This is a genomic window from Polaromonas sp. OV174 (genome assembly GCF_900112285.1).
Classification (GTDB): Bacteria; Pseudomonadota; Gammaproteobacteria; order Burkholderiales; family Burkholderiaceae_C; genus Polaromonas.
In genome coordinates, this window is sequence record NZ_FOKZ01000016.1 from 55,972 (window position 1) to 71,782 (window position 15,811).

A 15,811-nucleotide genomic window follows, 5' to 3' on the forward strand; every position below is an offset into this window, starting at 1 on the left:
AGTTATATAGAAGGAGCTCCCACATGGAACGTCGTGAATTTTTGGCCAGCAGTTCTAGCGCCACCGCGCTGGCACTGGCAGCTGCCTCGGGTTTGACGCCTGCCCACGCGCAAACCGCGCCGGGCTGGAACAAGGCAGCGTTTGATGCCAAGTCGCTGGCCGATGTGGCCAAGGCCCTGGGCGCCACCAGCGCACCGGTTGAAAGCAAAGATCTGGTGCTGCAGGCTCCGGAAATCGCCGAGAACGGCAATGTGGTGCGCCTGGGCGCCCAGAGCAGCCTGGCCAATACCTCGCTGATCGCCCTGGTGGTCGAGAAAAACCCGAACGCACTGGCTGCCCTGTTTGACGTGCCAGCCGGTACCGATGCCAACGTGGCAACCAACATCAAGATGGGCCAGTCGTCCAATGTGTATGCCCTGGCCAAGGTCGGTGACAAATTCTTCTATGCCGTCAAGGAAGTGAAGGTCACCTTGGGCGGTTGCGGCGGTTAAGCCCACGCATCAGGTCCACACCCCATAGTCGAAGTTAGGAGAAAAAATGTCAGATCCAATGCGAATCCGGGCTCAAGCCCAAGGCGATAAAACCACCGTGCGCGTGCTGGTGAGTCACGAAATGGAAAGCGGCCAGCGCAAAGACGCCGCCGGCAAGCTTGTTCCGGCCTGGTTTATCCAGAATATCAACGCCACCTGCAATGGCGCCACCGTCATGAACGCCCACTGGGGCACGGCCGTGTCGAAAAACCCCTTCGTGCAGTTCAGCTTCAAGGGTGGCAAGGCCGGCGACAAAATCGTGGTGAGCTGGGTCGATAATCGCGGCGACAAACGCAGCGACGAAGCTGTTATTTCCTGAATCCGGTGAGTGGCGTGCGGCCCCGGCCGCCGCCCTCTGAGTAACACAACAATGACTGAGGAGACAGCGATGAAATGGAGCTTGTTGGGGTTGGCGGCGTTGGCCGCCTTGCCTCTTTCAGCGGCAGCGCAAAAAAGCACCGCCGAAGGCATTGCCGAGTACCGGGCCATGCTGGCCGATGGCAATCCTGCCGAACTTTATGAAGCCAAGGGCGAGGGCCTGTGGAAGCAGGCGCGCGGCCCTAAAAAAGCATCGCTGGAAAAATGCGATCTGGGCAAAGGCCCAGGCGTGGTCAAGGGGACGTTTGTCGAGTTGCCGCGTTATTTTGCCGATACCCAGCGCGTGCAAGACCTGGAATCGCGCCTGTTGACCTGCATGGAGCAATTGCAGGGCTTTAACGCCGCCGAGATTGCGAAAACCCCATTTGGTGCGGGCGAGCAAAAGAACATCGAATCGCTGGTGGCCTACATTTCCGGCGAGTCGCGTGGCATGAGCTTCAATCTGCCACAGGCCCACAGCCAGGAAAAGCTGATGTATGAAGTCGGCAAGAAGGTGTTTAACCTGCGCGGCGGCCCTTACGATTTCTCTTGCGCTTCCTGCCACGGCGAAGACAACAAGCGCGTTCGCCTGCAAGACCTGCCCAACCTGACCAAGCAGCCCGGTGCCAGCACCGGCTTTGGTGCCTGGCCGGCCTACCGCGTGTCCAGCGGCGATCTGTGGAGCATGCAGCGCCGCCTGAACGACTGCTACCGGCAGCAGCGCTTCCCCTTCCCGGGCTACGCATCTGATGCGACCATCGCCCTGGGCGTCTTCATGGGCGTGAACAGCAAGGGCGGCGAGTCCATAGCACCCGCGCTCAAACGCTAAACCCGGCAGCCAAGGATTGAGATGAATAAAGCACATAAAAAAGCAGCCCTGTTGGCCACCGGCGTGGCTGTAGCCGCCTTGCTGGCCAGTTGCGCCGTGGCGCCCAGCAGCCAGCAGGTGGATGCGGCCACGCAGCAGGTTTTGAAGTCTTCGTTTCGCGAGCAGGGCATTGCCAAGCTGGACCGCCTAACGCTGGATGCTTCCAACCAGGCCTGCTCGGACGCCGCCGGCGCGCCGCTGGAGGAAAAGCTGGCCAAAAGCATTGAAGCGGCCAACCTGAAGACCGTCAAGCTGCCTTCGGACGGCAAGTTTCTTGGCAGCTGGAGCGAAGGCGAAAAAATCGCCCAAGACGGCCGTGGCATGACCTGGAGCGACAAGCCCGGTGCAGCCAATGGCGGCAGCTGCTACAACTGCCATCAGATCAGCAAGGCCGAGTTGTCCTTTGGCTCCATTGGCCCCAGCCTGTACAACTACGGCAAGCTGCGCGGCGTCAGTGATCCGGCGGCCGAGGCGAGCAAGCCCATTGTTGAATACACCTGGGGCAAGCTCTGGAACGCCAAGGCTTATAACGCCTGCTCCGGCATGCCGCGATTCGGCCATGCCGCCATCCTGACCGAGCAGCAGATTCGGGACGTGATGGCGCTGTTGCTGGATCCGAAATCGCCCGTCAACCAGTAATTACTGGTCTTTTTGGCTGTTAGCCCAATAAACACGGGCGCAGCCAGCTATTAAGTTGATAGTAAATTTAACGCATGCCCGATGAAACGGGCAGGATATCTAACGCCATGAATCTGTCCCGTCGCGAGTTTGCAAGTGTCATGGCCGCCGCCCTGGCCGCCGGTTTCCCACTTCAGCGCGAGGCCGGCGCGGCCCAGGCCGACAGCCTGTATAACCTGCCGCGCACCGGCAATGTGCATTTGCTGCACATGACCGACTGCCACGCCCAGCTCTTGCCCATCCATTTTCGCGAGCCTTCCGTCAATCTTGGCGTGGGCACCATGCGCGGCCAAGTTCCGCATCTGGTGGGCATGAATTTGCTGAGAGCCGCCAACCTGAAGGCCGGCACGCCCGAGGCGCACGCCTTGACTTACCTTGACTTCGAGCGCGCCGCACAGCAGTATGGCAAGGTCGGTGGTTTTGCGCACCTGGCCACGCTGGTCAAGCAGATCAAGGCCGGGCGCCCCGGTGCTTTGCTGCTCGACGGTGGCGACACCTGGCAGGGCAGTGCCACCGCGCTCTGGACTCAGGGCCAAGACATGGTCGACGCCTGCAAGCTGCTGGGCGTGGATGTGATGACCGGCCACTGGGACTTCACCTATGGCGAAGAGCGTATCAAGACCATTGTCGAGAAAGATTTCGCCGGCAAGATCGACTTCGTGGCCCAAAACGTCAAGACCAACGACTTTGGCGACCCGGTGTTCAAGCCCTATGTCATCAAGGAAATGAATGGCGTGGCGGTGGCCATCGTCGGTCAGGCCTTTCCCTATACGCCGATTGCCAACCCCTCCTGGCAAACGCCTAACTGGAGCTTCGGCATCCGCGAAAGCGAAATGCAGGAAGTCGTCAATGAGGCCCGTGCCAAGGGCGCGCAGGCCGTGGTATTGCTGAGCCATAACGGCATGGACGTGGACCTGAAGCTGGCCTCGCGCGTGACCGGCATTGACGCCATTTTGGGCGGCCACACCCATGACGGCGTGCCGGTGCCTGTCATCGTCAAGAACGCCGGCGGCCAGACCATAGTGACCAACGCCGGCAGCAATGGCAAGTTCCTGGGCGTGCTCGATCTGAACGTCAAGGATAAAAAGGTTCTGGGCTTTAATTACCGCCTGTTGCCGGTGTTCTCCAACTTGCTGCCGGCCGATCAGGCCATGAGCGCACTGATCACCGCGGCACGCGCGCCTTACGAAGCCAAGCTGTCGGAAAAGCTAGCAATGACCGAGGGCACGCTGTACCGTCGCGGCAATTTCAATGGCAGCTTCGACCAGGTCATCCTGGACGCCCTGATGGAAGTGCGTGGCGCGGAAATTTCGCTTTCACCCGGCTTTCGCTGGGGCACCTCGCTGTTGCCCGGCCAGGCCATTACCCGCGAGCATGTGATGGACCAGACCGCCATCACCTATCCCTGGACCACGCTGACCGAGATGCGTGGCGACACGCTCAAGACCATTCTCGAAGACGTGGGCGACAACCTCTTTAACCCCGATCCCTACTATCAGCAGGGCGGTGACATGGTCCGGGTCGGTGGCCTGACTTACACCTGCGAGCCAGGTGCCAAGATGGGTTCCCGCATCCAGAACATGCGCTTGGGCGGTAAATTGATAGAGGCCGACAAGACCTACAAGGTGGCCGGCTGGGCGCCGGTGCAAGAGGCCAGCAAAAATGCCGGTCCCCCGGTTTGGGATGTGGTGGAAAGCTATCTCAAGGCCAAAAAAGTCATCAAGCCCGTCAAGCCCAATACACCAGAGTTGATCGGTGTGGCGGGGAATCCGGGCCTGGCTTGACCCTGATTTAGGCGCGATAGCTACTTGTAACTCATGTAAATCTGACTTTCTCTGCAGCTTGGTTTGTCTGCAGTCTGACGGAGCTGGTTGTTCGGTGGCACAATCTGGGCTGATTCTGAAGGCCCTTCCTGCCACAGTCGCATCCGCTAATCGGTCCAGCCGTGTTGCGGAAGGTTAATTAACCAGCTTTAACCAGCTTATGTTTCCCCAAGGGAAACGGAGGTCAGCGGATATGAGTTCTAACCCAACAGCTTCGTCTGTTTATTCTGCCTATCAAGGCAACACCTATCTCTTCGGCGGCAATGCGCCCTATGTCGAAGAGATGTACGAAAACTACCTCGCCAACCCAGGCAGCGTGCCTGACACCTGGCGCGAGTATTTCGACGCCCTTCAACATGTGCCCGCCGGCGACGGCAGCAATGCCAAAGACGTGCCGCATCTGCCGGTCGTCAACGCCTTTGCCGAGCGCGCCAAGCAAGGCCAGACCAAAGTCGTGGTCGCCAGCGCCGACTCCGAGCTCGGTCGCAAACGCACGGCGGTCCAGCAGCTGATAGCAGCTTACCGCAACGTCGGTGTTCGCTGGGCCGATCTGGACCCCCTGAAGCGCGCCGAACGCGACAACATTCCCGAGTTGGATCCGGCTTTCTACGGTTTCACCGATGCCGACCAGGAAACGGTGTTCAACACCAGCAACACCTTCTTCGGCAAGGACACCATGAGCTTGCGTGAGCTCATGAACGCACTGCGTGAAACCTATTGCGGCACCATAGGCGCCGAATACATGTACGCCACCGACCAGAACCAGAAGCGCTGGTGGCAGCAAAAGTTGGAGGCGATTCGCAGCAAGCCCAACTTGAGCAAGGAAAAGAAGCTTCACATCCTGGATCGCCTGACGGCGGCCGAAGGCCTGGAGCGCTTTTTGCACACCAAATACGTGGGGCAAAAGCGCTTCTCGCTGGAAGGTGGCGAGAGCTTTATCGCCAGCATGGACGAACTGATCCAGCAAAGCGGTATTGCCGGGGTGCAGGAAATCGTCATCGGCATGGCCCACCGCGGTCGCCTGAACGTGCTGGTCAACTCCCTGGGCAAGGTGCCGGCTGATCTGTTTGCCGAGTTTGACCATACCGCCCCGGAAGATCTGCCCAGCGGCGACGTCAAATACCACCAGGGTTTCAGCTCCGATGTAACGACCCCTGGCGGTCCGGTCCATCTGTCGCTGGCCTTCAATCCTTCGCACCTGGAAATCGTCAACCCGGTGGTCGAAGGTTCGGTGCGCTCACGCATGGATCGCCGCGCCGACCCGAAAGGCCTGCAAGTGCTGCCCGTGCTGGTGCACGGCGACGCCGCTTTTGCCGGCCAGGGCGTGGTCATGGAAACGCTGGCGCTGGCCGAAGCCCGTGGCTATTTCACGGGCGGTACCGTCCACCTGGTCATCAACAACCAGATCGGCTTTACCACCAGCGATCCGCGCGACAGCCGTTCCACGCTGTATTGCTCTGACGTGGTCAAGATGATTGAAGCCCCTGTGCTGCACGTCAACGGCGATGATCCGGAAGCCGTGGTGTTGGCGACCCAGCTGGCACTGGAATTCCGCATGGCCTTCCAGAAGGATGTCGTCGTCGACATCATCTGCTTCCGCAAGCTGGGCCACAACGAGCAGGACACGCCTGCTCTGACCCAGCCGCTGATGTACAAGAAAATCGCGGCCCACCCGGGCACCCGCCGCCTCTATGCCGACAAGCTGACGGCGCAGGGCATGGGCGAGACGCTCGGTGACGACATGGTCAAGGCCATGCGCGCCGCGCTGGACGCCGGCAAGAGCACCTTCGATCCGGTACTGACCAACTTCAAGAGCAAGTACGCCGTGGACTGGGCGCCTTACCTGGGCAAGAAGTGGACCGATGCCGGCGATACCGCCATCCCCATGGCCGAGTGGAAGCGCCTGGCTGAAAAGATCACGACGATTCCCGCTACCGTCACGCCGCACAACCTGGTTAAAAAGGTTTACGACGACCGTGCAGCCATGGGTCGCGGTGACATTCCGGTGGACTGGGGCATGGGCGAGCACATGGCTTTTGCCTCGCTGGTGGCCAGCGGCTACCCGGTGCGCTTGTCCGGCGAGGACTGCGGACGCGGCACCTTTACCCACCGCCATTCGGTGATTCACGACCAGAGCCGCGAGAAGTGGGATACCGGCACCTATGTGCCGCTGCAAAACGTGGCCGAGAACCAGGCACCGTTTGTGGTCATCGACTCCATCCTGTCCGAAGAAGCCGTGCTGGCGTTTGAGTATGGCTATGCCTCCAACGATCCCAACACGCTGGTGATCTGGGAAGCCCAGTTTGGCGACTTCGCCAATGGCGCGCAGGTCGTGATCGACCAGTTCATTGCTTCTGGCGAAGTCAAGTGGGGCCGCGTCAACGGCATCACGCTGATGCTGCCGCACGGCTACGAAGGCCAGGGCCCCGAGCACAGCTCGGCGCGTCTGGAGCGCTTCATGCAGCTGTCGGCCGACACCAATATGCAAGTGGTTCAGCCCACCACGGCCAGCCAGATCTTCCACATTTTGCGTCGCCAGATGGTGCGCAATCTGCGCAAGCCGCTGATCATCATGACGCCAAAGTCGCTGTTGCGTAACAAGGATGCGACCTCGCCGCTGTCCGAGTTCACCAAGGGCGCCTTCCAGACCGTGATTCCCGAAAACAAGGAATTGAAAGCCGACAAGGTCAAGCGCGTGATCGCCTGCTCGGGCAAGGTTTATTACGACCTGGTCAAAAAGCGTGAAGAAAAGGGCATTGACGATACCGCGATCCTGCGCGTCGAGCAGCTCTATCCCTTCCCGCACAAGGCATTCGCCACCGAGCTGAAGAAGTACCCGAACGCCACTGACATCGTGTGGTGCCAGGACGAGCCGCAGAATCAGGGCGCCTGGTTCTTTGTGCAGCATTACATCCACGAGAACATGCTCGACGGCCAGAAGCTTGGCTACTCGGGACGCGCCGCATCGGCTTCGCCGGCTGTTGGCTACTCGCACCTGCATCAGGAACAGCAAAAAGCGCTGGTGGATGGCGCGTTTGCCAAGCTCAAGGGTTTTGTGTTGACCAAATAAGGTCGCGGCAACTCCTTAAAACATCAAGAACACACACGAAAGAATCAAAATGGCTATCGTTGAAGTCAAAGTTCCCCAATTGTCCGAGTCCGTGGCTGAGGCCACCATGCTGCAGTGGAAAAAGAAGATCGGCGAGGCAATTGCCATCGACGAAATCCTGATCGAAATCGAAACCGACAAGGTCGTGCTGGAAGTGCCGGCACCCGCAGCCGGCGTGCTGACCGAGTTTGTGGTCGCCGATGGCGGCACCGTGGTGTCGGATCAAGTGATCGCAAGAATTGATACCGAAGGCAAGGCTGGCGCTGCGGCCTCTGCTCCTGCAGCTGCTGCACCGGCTGTGGCCACGACCTCGGCTCCCGCAGTGGCTGCGGCAGGCGGCAACTCCATGGCCGGCGTGCCCATGCCAGCGGCTGCCAAGCTGATGGCAGACAACAGCCTGGCGGCAGGCTCCGTTCCCGGCACCGGCAAGGATGGCCGCGTCACCAAGGGTGATGTGCTTGTCGCCACAGCCGCAGGTGCTACCAAATCAGTAGCTGCCAGTCCAATTCCTACGGGCGCTCCGGTCAAATCCTTGCCTCAAGTGGCAGCCCATGTGAAGGCCCCCGACCTGGGTGAGCGCCCAGAGCAGCGCGTGCCCATGAGCCGTCTGCGCGCTCGCGTGGCCGAGCGTTTGCTGCAGTCGCAATCGACCAACGCCATCCTGACGACTTTCAACGAAGTCAACATGGCGCCGGTGATGGACATGCGCAAGAAGTTCCAGGATGCCTTCACCAAAGAGCATGGCGTGAAGATTGGCTTCATGAGCTTTTTCGTCAAGGCCGCCGTCCATGCGCTGAAGAAATTCCCCGTGCTCAACGCCTCGGTCGATGGCAATGACATCGTCTACCACGGCTACTTCGACATCGGCATCGCCGTGGGCTCGCCGCGCGGCCTGGTGGTGCCGATTCTGCGCAATGCCGACCAGATGAGCTTTGCCGACATCGAGAAGAAAATTGCTGAATACGGCCAAAAAGCCAAGGACGGCAAGCTGGGCATCGAAGAGATGACGGGTGGTACCTTCTCCATCTCCAATGGCGGCACGTTCGGCTCCATGCTGTCCACGCCCATCATCAACCCACCGCAGTCGGCCATTCTGGGCGTGCACGCCACCAAGGATCGTGCCGTGGTTGAAAACGGCCAGATCGTGATCCGTCCGATGAACTACCTGGCCATGAGCTATGACCACCGCATCATCGACGGCCGCGAAGCCGTGCTAGGCCTGGTGGCCATGAAAGAGGCGCTGGAAGATCCATCCCGCCTGCTGTTCGATATCTAAGACCTTTTAAGGCAGGCTGAAGCCGCGATTGACGGCCAGCCTGCTTTCCCCTTTATTGGAAACAAAACATGTCCAAACAATTTGACGTCATCGTCATTGGTGGCGGCCCCGGCGGCTACATTGCCGCCATCCGTGCCGCTCAACTGGGTTTCAACGTCGCCTGTATCGACGAGTGGAAAAACGCCAAGGGCGGCCCCGCGCTGGGCGGCACCTGCACCAACGTCGGCTGCATTCCTTCCAAGGCCTTGCTCCAGTCCTCCGAGCATTACGACCACGCCAGCCATCATTTCGCCGATCACGGCATTGAAGTGAAGGGCTTGAGCCTGGACTTGGCAAAGATGGTTGGCCGCAAGGATACCGTCGTCAAGCAGAACAACGATGGCATCGTCTACCTGTTCAAAAAGAACAAAGTCACCTTTTTCCACGGCCGCGGCTCGTTTGCTGCCGCTAAGGACGGCGCCTACGAGATCAAGGTTGCCGGCGCTGCCGAAGAAGTGATTTCCGGCAAGCACATCATTGTGGCCACCGGCTCCAATGCCCGTGCGCTGCCTGGCGCGCCTTTTGACGAGGAAAACATCCTGTCCAACGACGGTGCTTTGCGCATTGGCGCCGTGCCCAAGAAGCTGGGCCTGATCGGCTCCGGCGTGATCGGCCTGGAAATGGGTTCGGTCTGGCGCCGTCTGGGTGCTGAAGTCACCGTGCTGGAAGGTCTGCCGACCTTCCTGGGCGCGGTTGACCAGCAAATCGCCAAGGAAGCCCACAAGGCTTTCACCAAGCAGGGCTTGAAGATCGAGCTCGGCGTCCAGGTCGGCGAGATCAAGACCGCCAAATCCGGTGTGTCCGTGGCCTATGTGAATGCCAAGGGCGAAGCGCAGACGCTGGACGTTGACAAGCTGATCATCTCGATCGGCCGTGTTGCCAACACCATTGGCCTGGCACCAGATGCCGTGGGCCTCAAGCTCGACGAGCGCGGCGCCATCGTGGTTGACGATGAATGCAAAACCAATTTGCCCAATGTCTGGGCGGTCGGTGACGTGGTGCGCGGCCCCATGCTGGCGCACAAGGCGGAAGAAGAGGGCGTGGCGGTGGCTGAGCGTATCGCCGGCCAGCATGGCCATGTCAACTTCAACACCATTCCCTGGGTGATTTACACCAACCCCGAAATTGCTTGGGTTGGCCAAACCGAAGAGCAGCTGAAGGCGGCCGGACGCGCCTACCGGGCCGGCAGCTTCCCCTTCATGGCAAACGGCCGCGCGCGCGCGCTGGGCGACACCACCGGCATGGTGAAGATGCTGGCCGATGCCGCCACGGATGAAATCCTGGGTGTGCACATCGTCGGCCCCTTTGCCAGCGAGCTGATCGCCGAGTGCGTGGTGGCCATGGAGTTCCGCGCCAGCAGCGAAGACATCGCCCGTATTTGCCATGCTCACCCATCGCTCAGCGAGGCCACGAAAGAGGCAGCGCTGGCGGTAGACAAGCGCACGCTGAACTTCTGATTTTGAGCCAAAAAGGCCTCTAGCCCGCATCTGGCGGGCGTGAGGTGCTATCAATTCATAACTATCGGAAGTACTGCCCGTGAGCGTCAAACAAGCCTACGAGGCCGAACTTGCTGCGCGGGGTTACCACAGTGACCCGGCGCAGCTACGTGCGGTCGAAGCCCTGGAGCGTTGCGCCACCGAGTGGGCAGCCTTTAAGGCTCAGCGTTCGAACGCCTTCAAGAAGTTGATTAACCGGCCCGACATTCCCCGTGGCGTTTACATGCACGGCGGAGTGGGGCGGGGTAAAAGCTTCTTGATGGACTGCTTTTTTAACGTCGTCCCCTTGCAGCGAAAAGTCCGCCTGCATTTTCACGAGTTCATGCGTGAGGTGCACCGGGAGCTGCAGGACTTGCAAGGCATGGCCAATCCGCTGGATGAGCTGGGCAAGCGGATCGCCAAACGCTACCGGCTGATCTGCTTTGATGAATTTCATGTGGCGGATATCACCGATGCGATGATTCTTCATCGCTTGCTGGCCGCGCTGTTTGCCAATGGCGTGGGTTTTGTGACGACCTCCAATTTTCATCCGGATGAGCTGTATCCCAACGGCTTGCACCGCGACCGGATTCTTCCCGCCATTGAGCTGCTGAAGGACAGGCTGGAAGTTCTCAGCGTGGATAACGGAACCGACTATCGCAGGCGCACCCTGGAGCAGGCCAAGCTGTATCACACGCCGCTGGGTGCCCAGGCGGATGCCGAGATGCGGGAGACTTTCAATCGCTTGGCGGCGTCTCAGGACGAAAACCCGGTGCTGCAGATTGAGTCCCGCCAGATCCATGCCAGACGCAGGGCTGGCGGCGTGGTATGGTTTGATTTCAAGGCCTTGTGCTGCGGGCCGCGGTCCCAGAACGACTACCTGGAAATTGCCAGCCAGTTTCATACCGTGCTCTTGAGCGACGTACCTCATATGCCGGTCCGGATGGCGTCCGAGGCCAGGCGCTTTACCTGGCTGGTGGATGTGCTTTATGACCGGCGCGTCAAGCTGATCATGTCGGCCGCCGTGCTTCCCGATGCGTTGTACACGGAGGGCCCTTTGGTGCATGAATTTCCCCGCACCGTGTCGCGCCTCAATGAAATGCAGTCAATGGAGTTTCTGGCGCTGGAGCACAGAACCGTGGACACAACGTTGACATGAAAATCCTGGCGATTACCTTTTACCTCGTCATGCTGGCAAGTTTTGCGAGCGCGCAAACGACGTCGGCTGAGGACGCGTCTGCCCGCATTGCGACGGAACGGGCAAGAATCGGTGCGGATCGAAGCAGGCTGGAGGCTGGATTCCTGGCCGAAGACGTCGCTTGTTATAAGAAATTTCTGGTTAATCGCTGCCTGGGTGAAGTCAATGCCCGGCGACGCGCGGCAATGGCCGATTTGCGGCGTCAGGAAATTGCACTCAATGACGAGGAACGTGCCTTAAAGGGGGCGGATCAACTGCAAAAAATCGAGGAAAAATCATCGCCTGAAAAGCAGCAGGAGGCTGCGGAACGGCGCACCAAGGCCATGCAAGACCACCAGTCGCGGTTGGACAGGGAAAAGAATAAACAGCAGCAGGGCGCTACTGCCCAATCCAACGCAAAGGCCAACAGCGAGGCCAGTGCAAATAAGCTCAAGTCGAATCAAGACAAAGCCGATGGGCGAGCGGCCAAGCAGGCAGAAACCGCAGCAGCAGCCCAAAAATTCAATGACCGCCAGAAAGAAGCCCTGCAACGCCGGGCTCAGCATGAAAGCGATCGGTTGAAGCGAGTCGATCCACCGGCCAAGTCGTTGCCTTTGCCCGAGTAGCGGATTAGCTCTGCAGGGATTCCAGTTTGACGATGATCAGCGACAGGTTGTCACCACCGCCGCGCGCGCGTGATCTGGCTTTCTGAATCAGGAATTCGGTGGCTTCGCGCGGTGACAACATGGACAGTGCCGAGCCCATTTCGCTGGCGCTGAAGTAGTGCCATACACCATCGCTGCAGGCTAGCAGCATGTCGTTTGGCCGCAATTGAGGAATGAAGTGCTGGGCGATAGGCGGCGCTTCGTCGGCGCCCAGGCAGCCCATGAGAATATTCGACTGGGGGTGAATATTGGCTTCTTCCTCAGAAATTTCACCCTTGTCCACCAAGGTTTGCACGTAGGAGTGATCCGTGGTGCGATGCAGCAGCTTGCTGCCCTGGTAATGGTAAATACGGGAATCTCCGGTATGTACCCAGTGGCAATCACCTCCGGGGTTGATCAGGAAGGCTGCCAGCGTGCTGTGAGGTTCCTGCTCGGCCGAGATCGCTGTCAGCTTGATGACGATATGGGCTTCTTCCACGATTTGCTTGAGCATCGAAGATGCATCATCGGTCTCGGGGGCATAGCGATCAAACAATTGCTTGGCCGTCAGCATGACTTGATCAGAGGCTTTACGCCCGCCGCTTCGCCCGCCCATGCCATCGGCCACGATGCCGAGCACGCAACCAGGGATGCGGGCATGGCTTAGCAGTTTGACCTGATCTTGTTGATAGTCCCGGTCGCCTTTGTGGATACCTGTGGACGCGGTGATTCGATAACCTTTGGACATTGTGTAATCGTCAAGCTGCGTAGGCTCGATTTGTGACGGCAATCGACGTATTATCAGATGAAGCTGCGAGCACGGATAAAAACCTTGGATCTAAATCTTCACTCCCTGGAGCGTCAACTGATAGAGCTCAAAATCGAGCATGCCGATTTGAATGCTCTTGCCGACACGGCCGCGGCTGCGCCTGCGATTGACGAGCTGCTACTCCGGCGGCTGAAGAAGCGCCGTCTTCAGCTCAGAGACCGTATCTTGCATCTCGAATCCTCACTGAATCCTGCAGAGCCCGCCTGATGAATTTGGTATCGGAAGTTGAGGCCGCGTTTGCCGCGGGAGGTGTTTTGGCGCAGGCGACCGACCACTTTGTGGTGCGTAAGGGGCAGGCCGAGATGGCGCTGGCCGTCGCGTGCGCCATTGAAGGTGGCTACCCTTTGGTGGTAGAGGCCAGTACGGGTGTCGGCAAAACATTTTCTTATCTGGTACCAGCGCTTTTAAGCGGTGAACGCGTGTTGCTCTCTACCGCGACAAAGGCTTTGCAGGATCAGCTGTTCGGCCGTGATTTGCCCCGCCTGGTGGCCGCCTTTGGCTTGCCGGTGCGCACCGCATTGCTCAAGGGGCGGGCCAGCTATTTATGCTTGCATCGCATGGAGACGGCTCGCCAGGAGGGGCACTTTCTCGATGGTGTTTCAGTGCGGGCGCTGGCGAAAGTTGAGCAGTGGTCCCAAGCGACCCGAACGGGGGATCTGGCGGAGCTGCCCGGGCTGGATGAGCGTTCGCCGGTCATTCCTCTGGTGACCTCGACACGGGATAACTGCCTGGGCGCGCCATGCCCGCGCTTTCGTGCCTGTCATGTCAATCTGGCCCGCAGGGAGGCCATGGCGGCGGATGTGGTGGTGATCAACCATCATCTGTTTTTTGCCGACTTGGCGGTTCGTGAATCGGGCGTGGCCGAGCTTTTGCCTTCTGTGCGGATTGCCATTTTCGACGAGGCCCACCAGTTGAATGAAACCGGCGTGCAGTTTCTCGGCAGGAATCTGAGTACCGGCCAGTTGCTGGACTTTTCCCGTGAAATGCTGGCTGCTGGCTTGCAACTGGCCCGTGGCCTGGTGGACTGGCAAGAACTGGTTGCAAGCACCGAACAAGCGGCCCGTGAACTGCGCCTGTGCGCTGGCAAGCAGTACCCGGGTACCCGATTGCGCTGGACTGGAGAGTCACCCGAGGGTTTGCATGCTGAGGCTTGGGAGTTGGCGCTGAATGCGGTCCATGCTTCCTGTGTGCGGGCCTGTGCCGCGCTTGATAGCGTCAGCGAGATAGCCCCTGATTTTGTCCGTCTTGGAGAGCGCGCCACAGAACTGGCGGCGCGTGCCCAAAGCTTTGTCGGTGCCTGTGAGCCAGACCGCGTGCGTTGGGTGGATGTAGGAACGCAGTTGCGACTGGTCGAGTCACCGCTGGATATTTCTCAGACGGTGAAAAGCAAGATGCTTGGCGCTTCTGGCGAAGCGGTGAAATCATGGATATTTACCTCGGCCACGCTGGGCGACGATGACAAGCTCTCTTGGTTTACCCAGTCTTGCGGGCTAGATGATGCTCAGGTGCTGCGGGTTGGCAGCCCTTTCGACTATGAGCGTCAGGCGGCTTTGTACGTTCCGCAAGACTTCCCCAAGCCTGGCGAGCCCGCGCATGCTGAGAAGGTTGCGCAGTGCACGGCGGTCTGGGCACAACATCTGGGGGGGCGCACCATGGTACTGACCACCACCTTGCGATCCTTGCGTGTCATTGGTGAGGCACTGCAGGCGACCTTTGAACACTCCGATGACATGGAGGTCTTGCTTCAGGGTGCGATGCCCAAGCGGGTGTTGATTGAGCGCTTTCGGGAGGGACGTGCCCGGGGCGGAAAAGGATGCGTGCTGGTTGCGTCTGCATCGTTCTGGGAGGGCATTGATGTGCCCGGCGAGGCACTTCAGCTGCTTGTCATCGACAAACTGCCGTTTCCACCACCCAACGATCCTCTGGCAGAAGCCCGCTCCAAGCAGTTGGAGTCCCAGGGGCGAAGTGCGTTCAAAGACTATTTTCTACCCGAGGCTGCGATGGCGCTCAAGCAGGGGGCTGGGCGGCTGATACGCCGGGAAACCGATCAGGGCGTGCTGGTGGTGTGCGACAGCCGTCTGACGTCCATGGGCTATGGCCGACGCTTGCTGCGGGCATTGCCGCCCCTGCAAAGGCTGGAGTCGGAGCAAGCGCTCATGGAGCGGCTGGAACGCCTTACCAGAACTTGTACCATGGGTTATCTACCGACTTGAAGCCTTTGCTCATGTAGTGGCTTTGTGGATAGGTTTTTTCCATGATGCGACGGGTGTCGTCGCGTAGCTCGGTCATTCCCAGGGCATCGTAGGACTTGTAGAGGATGTAAGTGGCCTCCTCGACTGCCGGAACGTCGCGATAGTCGGCAATCGCCGTCTGGGCGCGGTTGATAGCCGCAATGTAGGCACCACGGGAGTAGTAGTACCTGGCAACATGAACCTCGGATTGCGCCAGGGAGTTGACGATATAAGCCATGCGCAAGCGTGAGTCCGGCGTGTAGCGCGAATCGGGGAAGCGGGTGGCCAGCTCCTTGAAGGACTCAAACGACTCCTTGGCCGCATGTTGGTCACGCTCGGACAAGTCCTGGCGCGAGATGAATCCGAAAAGTCCAAGGTCATCGTTAAAGTTCACCAGTCCTTTGAGGTAAAGGGCGTAGTCCATGGCCGGGCTGGCGGGGTGAAGTTTGATAAATCGGTTCAGGGTGGCAAGGGCTTGGGCTTGCTCTCCGCCTTTATACTGAACGTAGGCCTTGTCAAGCTGAGCCTGCTGCGCCAGGGGAGTACCGGCGGCGCGACCTTCCAATTTTTCATACAGCGGAATTGCCTTGTCGTAGGCGCCAGAACTCGCCTCATCCTTGGCTTCTGCATAAATCTTGTTGGGGCTCCAGCCGGCCGTTTTGTCGGGCGCGGGCGTGCTTGAGCAGCCAGCAATGACAAAAGACAATGCGCAAACGGCTGCAACAAGCGGCGATGCATTGGGAACAACCGATAATTTGGTGGAAAACATTGCAAT

General features: G+C 59.4%; 14 protein-coding genes. 12 read left to right on the plus strand and 2 right to left on the minus strand.

What is annotated here, in order from left to right:
• Positions 1 to 23: 23 nt before the first annotated feature.
• The 10 genes from soxY (at position 24) to BM160_RS14845 (ending at position 11,958) form a co-directional block, all read left to right on the plus strand.
• Positions 24 to 491 (plus strand): thiosulfate oxidation carrier protein SoxY, encoded by a 468-nt coding sequence (gene soxY / locus BM160_RS14800; protein WP_092006947.1) that lies wholly within the window; start codon positions 24 to 26, stop codon positions 489 to 491.
• Positions 492 to 537: 46 nt separating this feature from the next.
• Positions 538 to 849 (plus strand): thiosulfate oxidation carrier complex protein SoxZ, encoded by a 312-nt coding sequence (gene soxZ, locus BM160_RS14805; protein ID WP_092006948.1) that lies wholly within the window; start codon positions 538 to 540, stop codon positions 847 to 849.
• Positions 850 to 918: 69 nt separating this feature from the next.
• The gene (gene soxA / locus BM160_RS14810; protein ID WP_092006949.1) at positions 919 to 1,716 is read left to right on the plus strand and encodes a sulfur oxidation c-type cytochrome SoxA; all 798 of its coding nucleotides are present in this window, start codon (positions 919 to 921) and stop codon (positions 1,714 to 1,716) included.
• 21 nt (positions 1,717 to 1,737) lie between these two features.
• On the plus strand, positions 1,738 to 2,394 hold the full coding sequence (gene soxX / locus BM160_RS14815; protein ID WP_092006950.1) for a sulfur oxidation c-type cytochrome SoxX: 657 nt from the start codon (positions 1,738 to 1,740) through the stop codon (positions 2,392 to 2,394).
• Positions 2,395 to 2,501: 107 nt separating this feature from the next.
• Positions 2,502 to 4,217, plus strand: a complete 1,716-nt coding sequence (gene soxB / locus BM160_RS14820) for a thiosulfohydrolase SoxB (RefSeq protein WP_092006951.1) — start codon at positions 2,502 to 2,504, stop codon at positions 4,215 to 4,217.
• Positions 4,218 to 4,449: 232 nt separating this feature from the next.
• The gene (locus tag BM160_RS14825) at positions 4,450 to 7,326 is read left to right on the plus strand and encodes a 2-oxoglutarate dehydrogenase E1 component (RefSeq protein ID WP_092006952.1); all 2,877 of its coding nucleotides are present in this window, start codon (positions 4,450 to 4,452) and stop codon (positions 7,324 to 7,326) included.
• A 49-nt stretch (positions 7,327 to 7,375) separates the two neighbouring features.
• Positions 7,376 to 8,641, plus strand: coding sequence for a 2-oxoglutarate dehydrogenase complex dihydrolipoyllysine-residue succinyltransferase (gene odhB / locus BM160_RS14830; RefSeq protein WP_092006953.1), 1,266 nt, complete (start codon positions 7,376 to 7,378; stop codon positions 8,639 to 8,641).
• Positions 8,642 to 8,709: 68 nt separating this feature from the next.
• Positions 8,710 to 10,137: a dihydrolipoyl dehydrogenase gene (gene lpdA, locus BM160_RS14835; RefSeq protein WP_092006954.1), complete on the plus strand. Its 1,428-nt coding sequence runs from the start codon at positions 8,710 to 8,712 to the stop codon at positions 10,135 to 10,137.
• A gap of 79 nt (positions 10,138 to 10,216) precedes the next feature.
• Positions 10,217 to 11,314 (plus strand): cell division protein ZapE, encoded by a 1,098-nt coding sequence (gene zapE / locus BM160_RS14840; protein ID WP_092006955.1) that lies wholly within the window; start codon positions 10,217 to 10,219, stop codon positions 11,312 to 11,314.
• A complete protein-coding gene (locus tag BM160_RS14845; RefSeq protein ID WP_092006956.1) occupies positions 11,311 to 11,958 on the plus strand; it encodes a hypothetical protein in 648 nt (215 codons plus the stop codon). Before zapE ends, BM160_RS14845 begins: the two co-directional genes overlap by 4 nt.
• Before the next feature lie 4 nt (positions 11,959 to 11,962).
• Here the strand turns inward: BM160_RS14845 and BM160_RS14850 are convergent, their stop codons facing one another.
• The gene (locus BM160_RS14850; RefSeq protein ID WP_092006957.1) at positions 11,963 to 12,724 is read right to left on the minus strand and encodes a PP2C family protein-serine/threonine phosphatase; all 762 of its coding nucleotides are present in this window, start codon (positions 12,722 to 12,724) and stop codon (positions 11,963 to 11,965) included.
• An 84-nt stretch (positions 12,725 to 12,808) separates the two neighbouring features.
• Here BM160_RS14850 and BM160_RS14855 point away from each other — a divergent pair, with 84 nt between their 5' ends.
• Positions 12,809 to 13,012 (plus strand): DUF465 domain-containing protein, encoded by a 204-nt coding sequence (locus BM160_RS14855; RefSeq protein ID WP_092006998.1) that lies wholly within the window; start codon positions 12,809 to 12,811, stop codon positions 13,010 to 13,012.
• Positions 13,012 to 15,018: an ATP-dependent DNA helicase gene (locus BM160_RS14860; protein ID WP_092006958.1), complete on the plus strand. Its 2,007-nt coding sequence runs from the start codon at positions 13,012 to 13,014 to the stop codon at positions 15,016 to 15,018. The genes BM160_RS14855 and BM160_RS14860 overlap by 1 nt, the downstream gene beginning before the upstream one ends.
• Here the strand turns inward: BM160_RS14860 and BM160_RS14865 are convergent.
• Positions 14,981 to 15,805 (minus strand): outer membrane protein assembly factor BamD, encoded by an 825-nt coding sequence (locus BM160_RS14865; RefSeq protein ID WP_092006959.1) that lies wholly within the window; start codon positions 15,803 to 15,805, stop codon positions 14,981 to 14,983. The two genes, BM160_RS14860 and BM160_RS14865, sit on opposite strands and share 38 nt — an antisense overlap.
• Positions 15,806 to 15,811: the final 6 nt, after the last annotated feature.

What these genes read in the sequence shown, in the direction of transcription:
- soxY (WP_092006947.1), top strand. Translation starts at nt 24, where the DNA reads ATGGAACGTCGTGAATTTTTGGCCAGCAGTTCTAGCGCCACCGCGCTG.
- soxZ (WP_092006948.1), top strand. Translation starts at nt 538, where the DNA reads ATGTCAGATCCAATGCGAATCCGGGCTCAAGCCCAAGGCGATAAAACC.
- soxA (WP_092006949.1), top strand. Translation starts at nt 919, where the DNA reads ATGAAATGGAGCTTGTTGGGGTTGGCGGCGTTGGCCGCCTTGCCTCTT.
- soxX (WP_092006950.1), top strand. Translation starts at nt 1,738, where the DNA reads ATGAATAAAGCACATAAAAAAGCAGCCCTGTTGGCCACCGGCGTGGCT.
- soxB (WP_092006951.1), top strand. Translation starts at nt 2,502, where the DNA reads ATGAATCTGTCCCGTCGCGAGTTTGCAAGTGTCATGGCCGCCGCCCTG.
- BM160_RS14825 (WP_092006952.1), top strand. Translation starts at nt 4,450, where the DNA reads ATGAGTTCTAACCCAACAGCTTCGTCTGTTTATTCTGCCTATCAAGGC.
- odhB (WP_092006953.1), top strand. Translation starts at nt 7,376, where the DNA reads ATGGCTATCGTTGAAGTCAAAGTTCCCCAATTGTCCGAGTCCGTGGCT.
- lpdA (WP_092006954.1), top strand. Translation starts at nt 8,710, where the DNA reads ATGTCCAAACAATTTGACGTCATCGTCATTGGTGGCGGCCCCGGCGGC.
- BM160_RS14845 (WP_092006956.1), top strand. Translation starts at nt 11,311, where the DNA reads ATGAAAATCCTGGCGATTACCTTTTACCTCGTCATGCTGGCAAGTTTT.
- BM160_RS14850 (WP_092006957.1), bottom strand. Translation starts at nt 12,724, where the DNA reads ATGTCCAAAGGTTATCGAATCACCGCGTCCACAGGTATCCACAAAGGC.
- BM160_RS14860 (WP_092006958.1), top strand. Translation starts at nt 13,012, where the DNA reads ATGAATTTGGTATCGGAAGTTGAGGCCGCGTTTGCCGCGGGAGGTGTT.
- BM160_RS14865 (WP_092006959.1), bottom strand. Translation starts at nt 15,805, where the DNA reads ATGTTTTCCACCAAATTATCGGTTGTTCCCAATGCATCGCCGCTTGTT.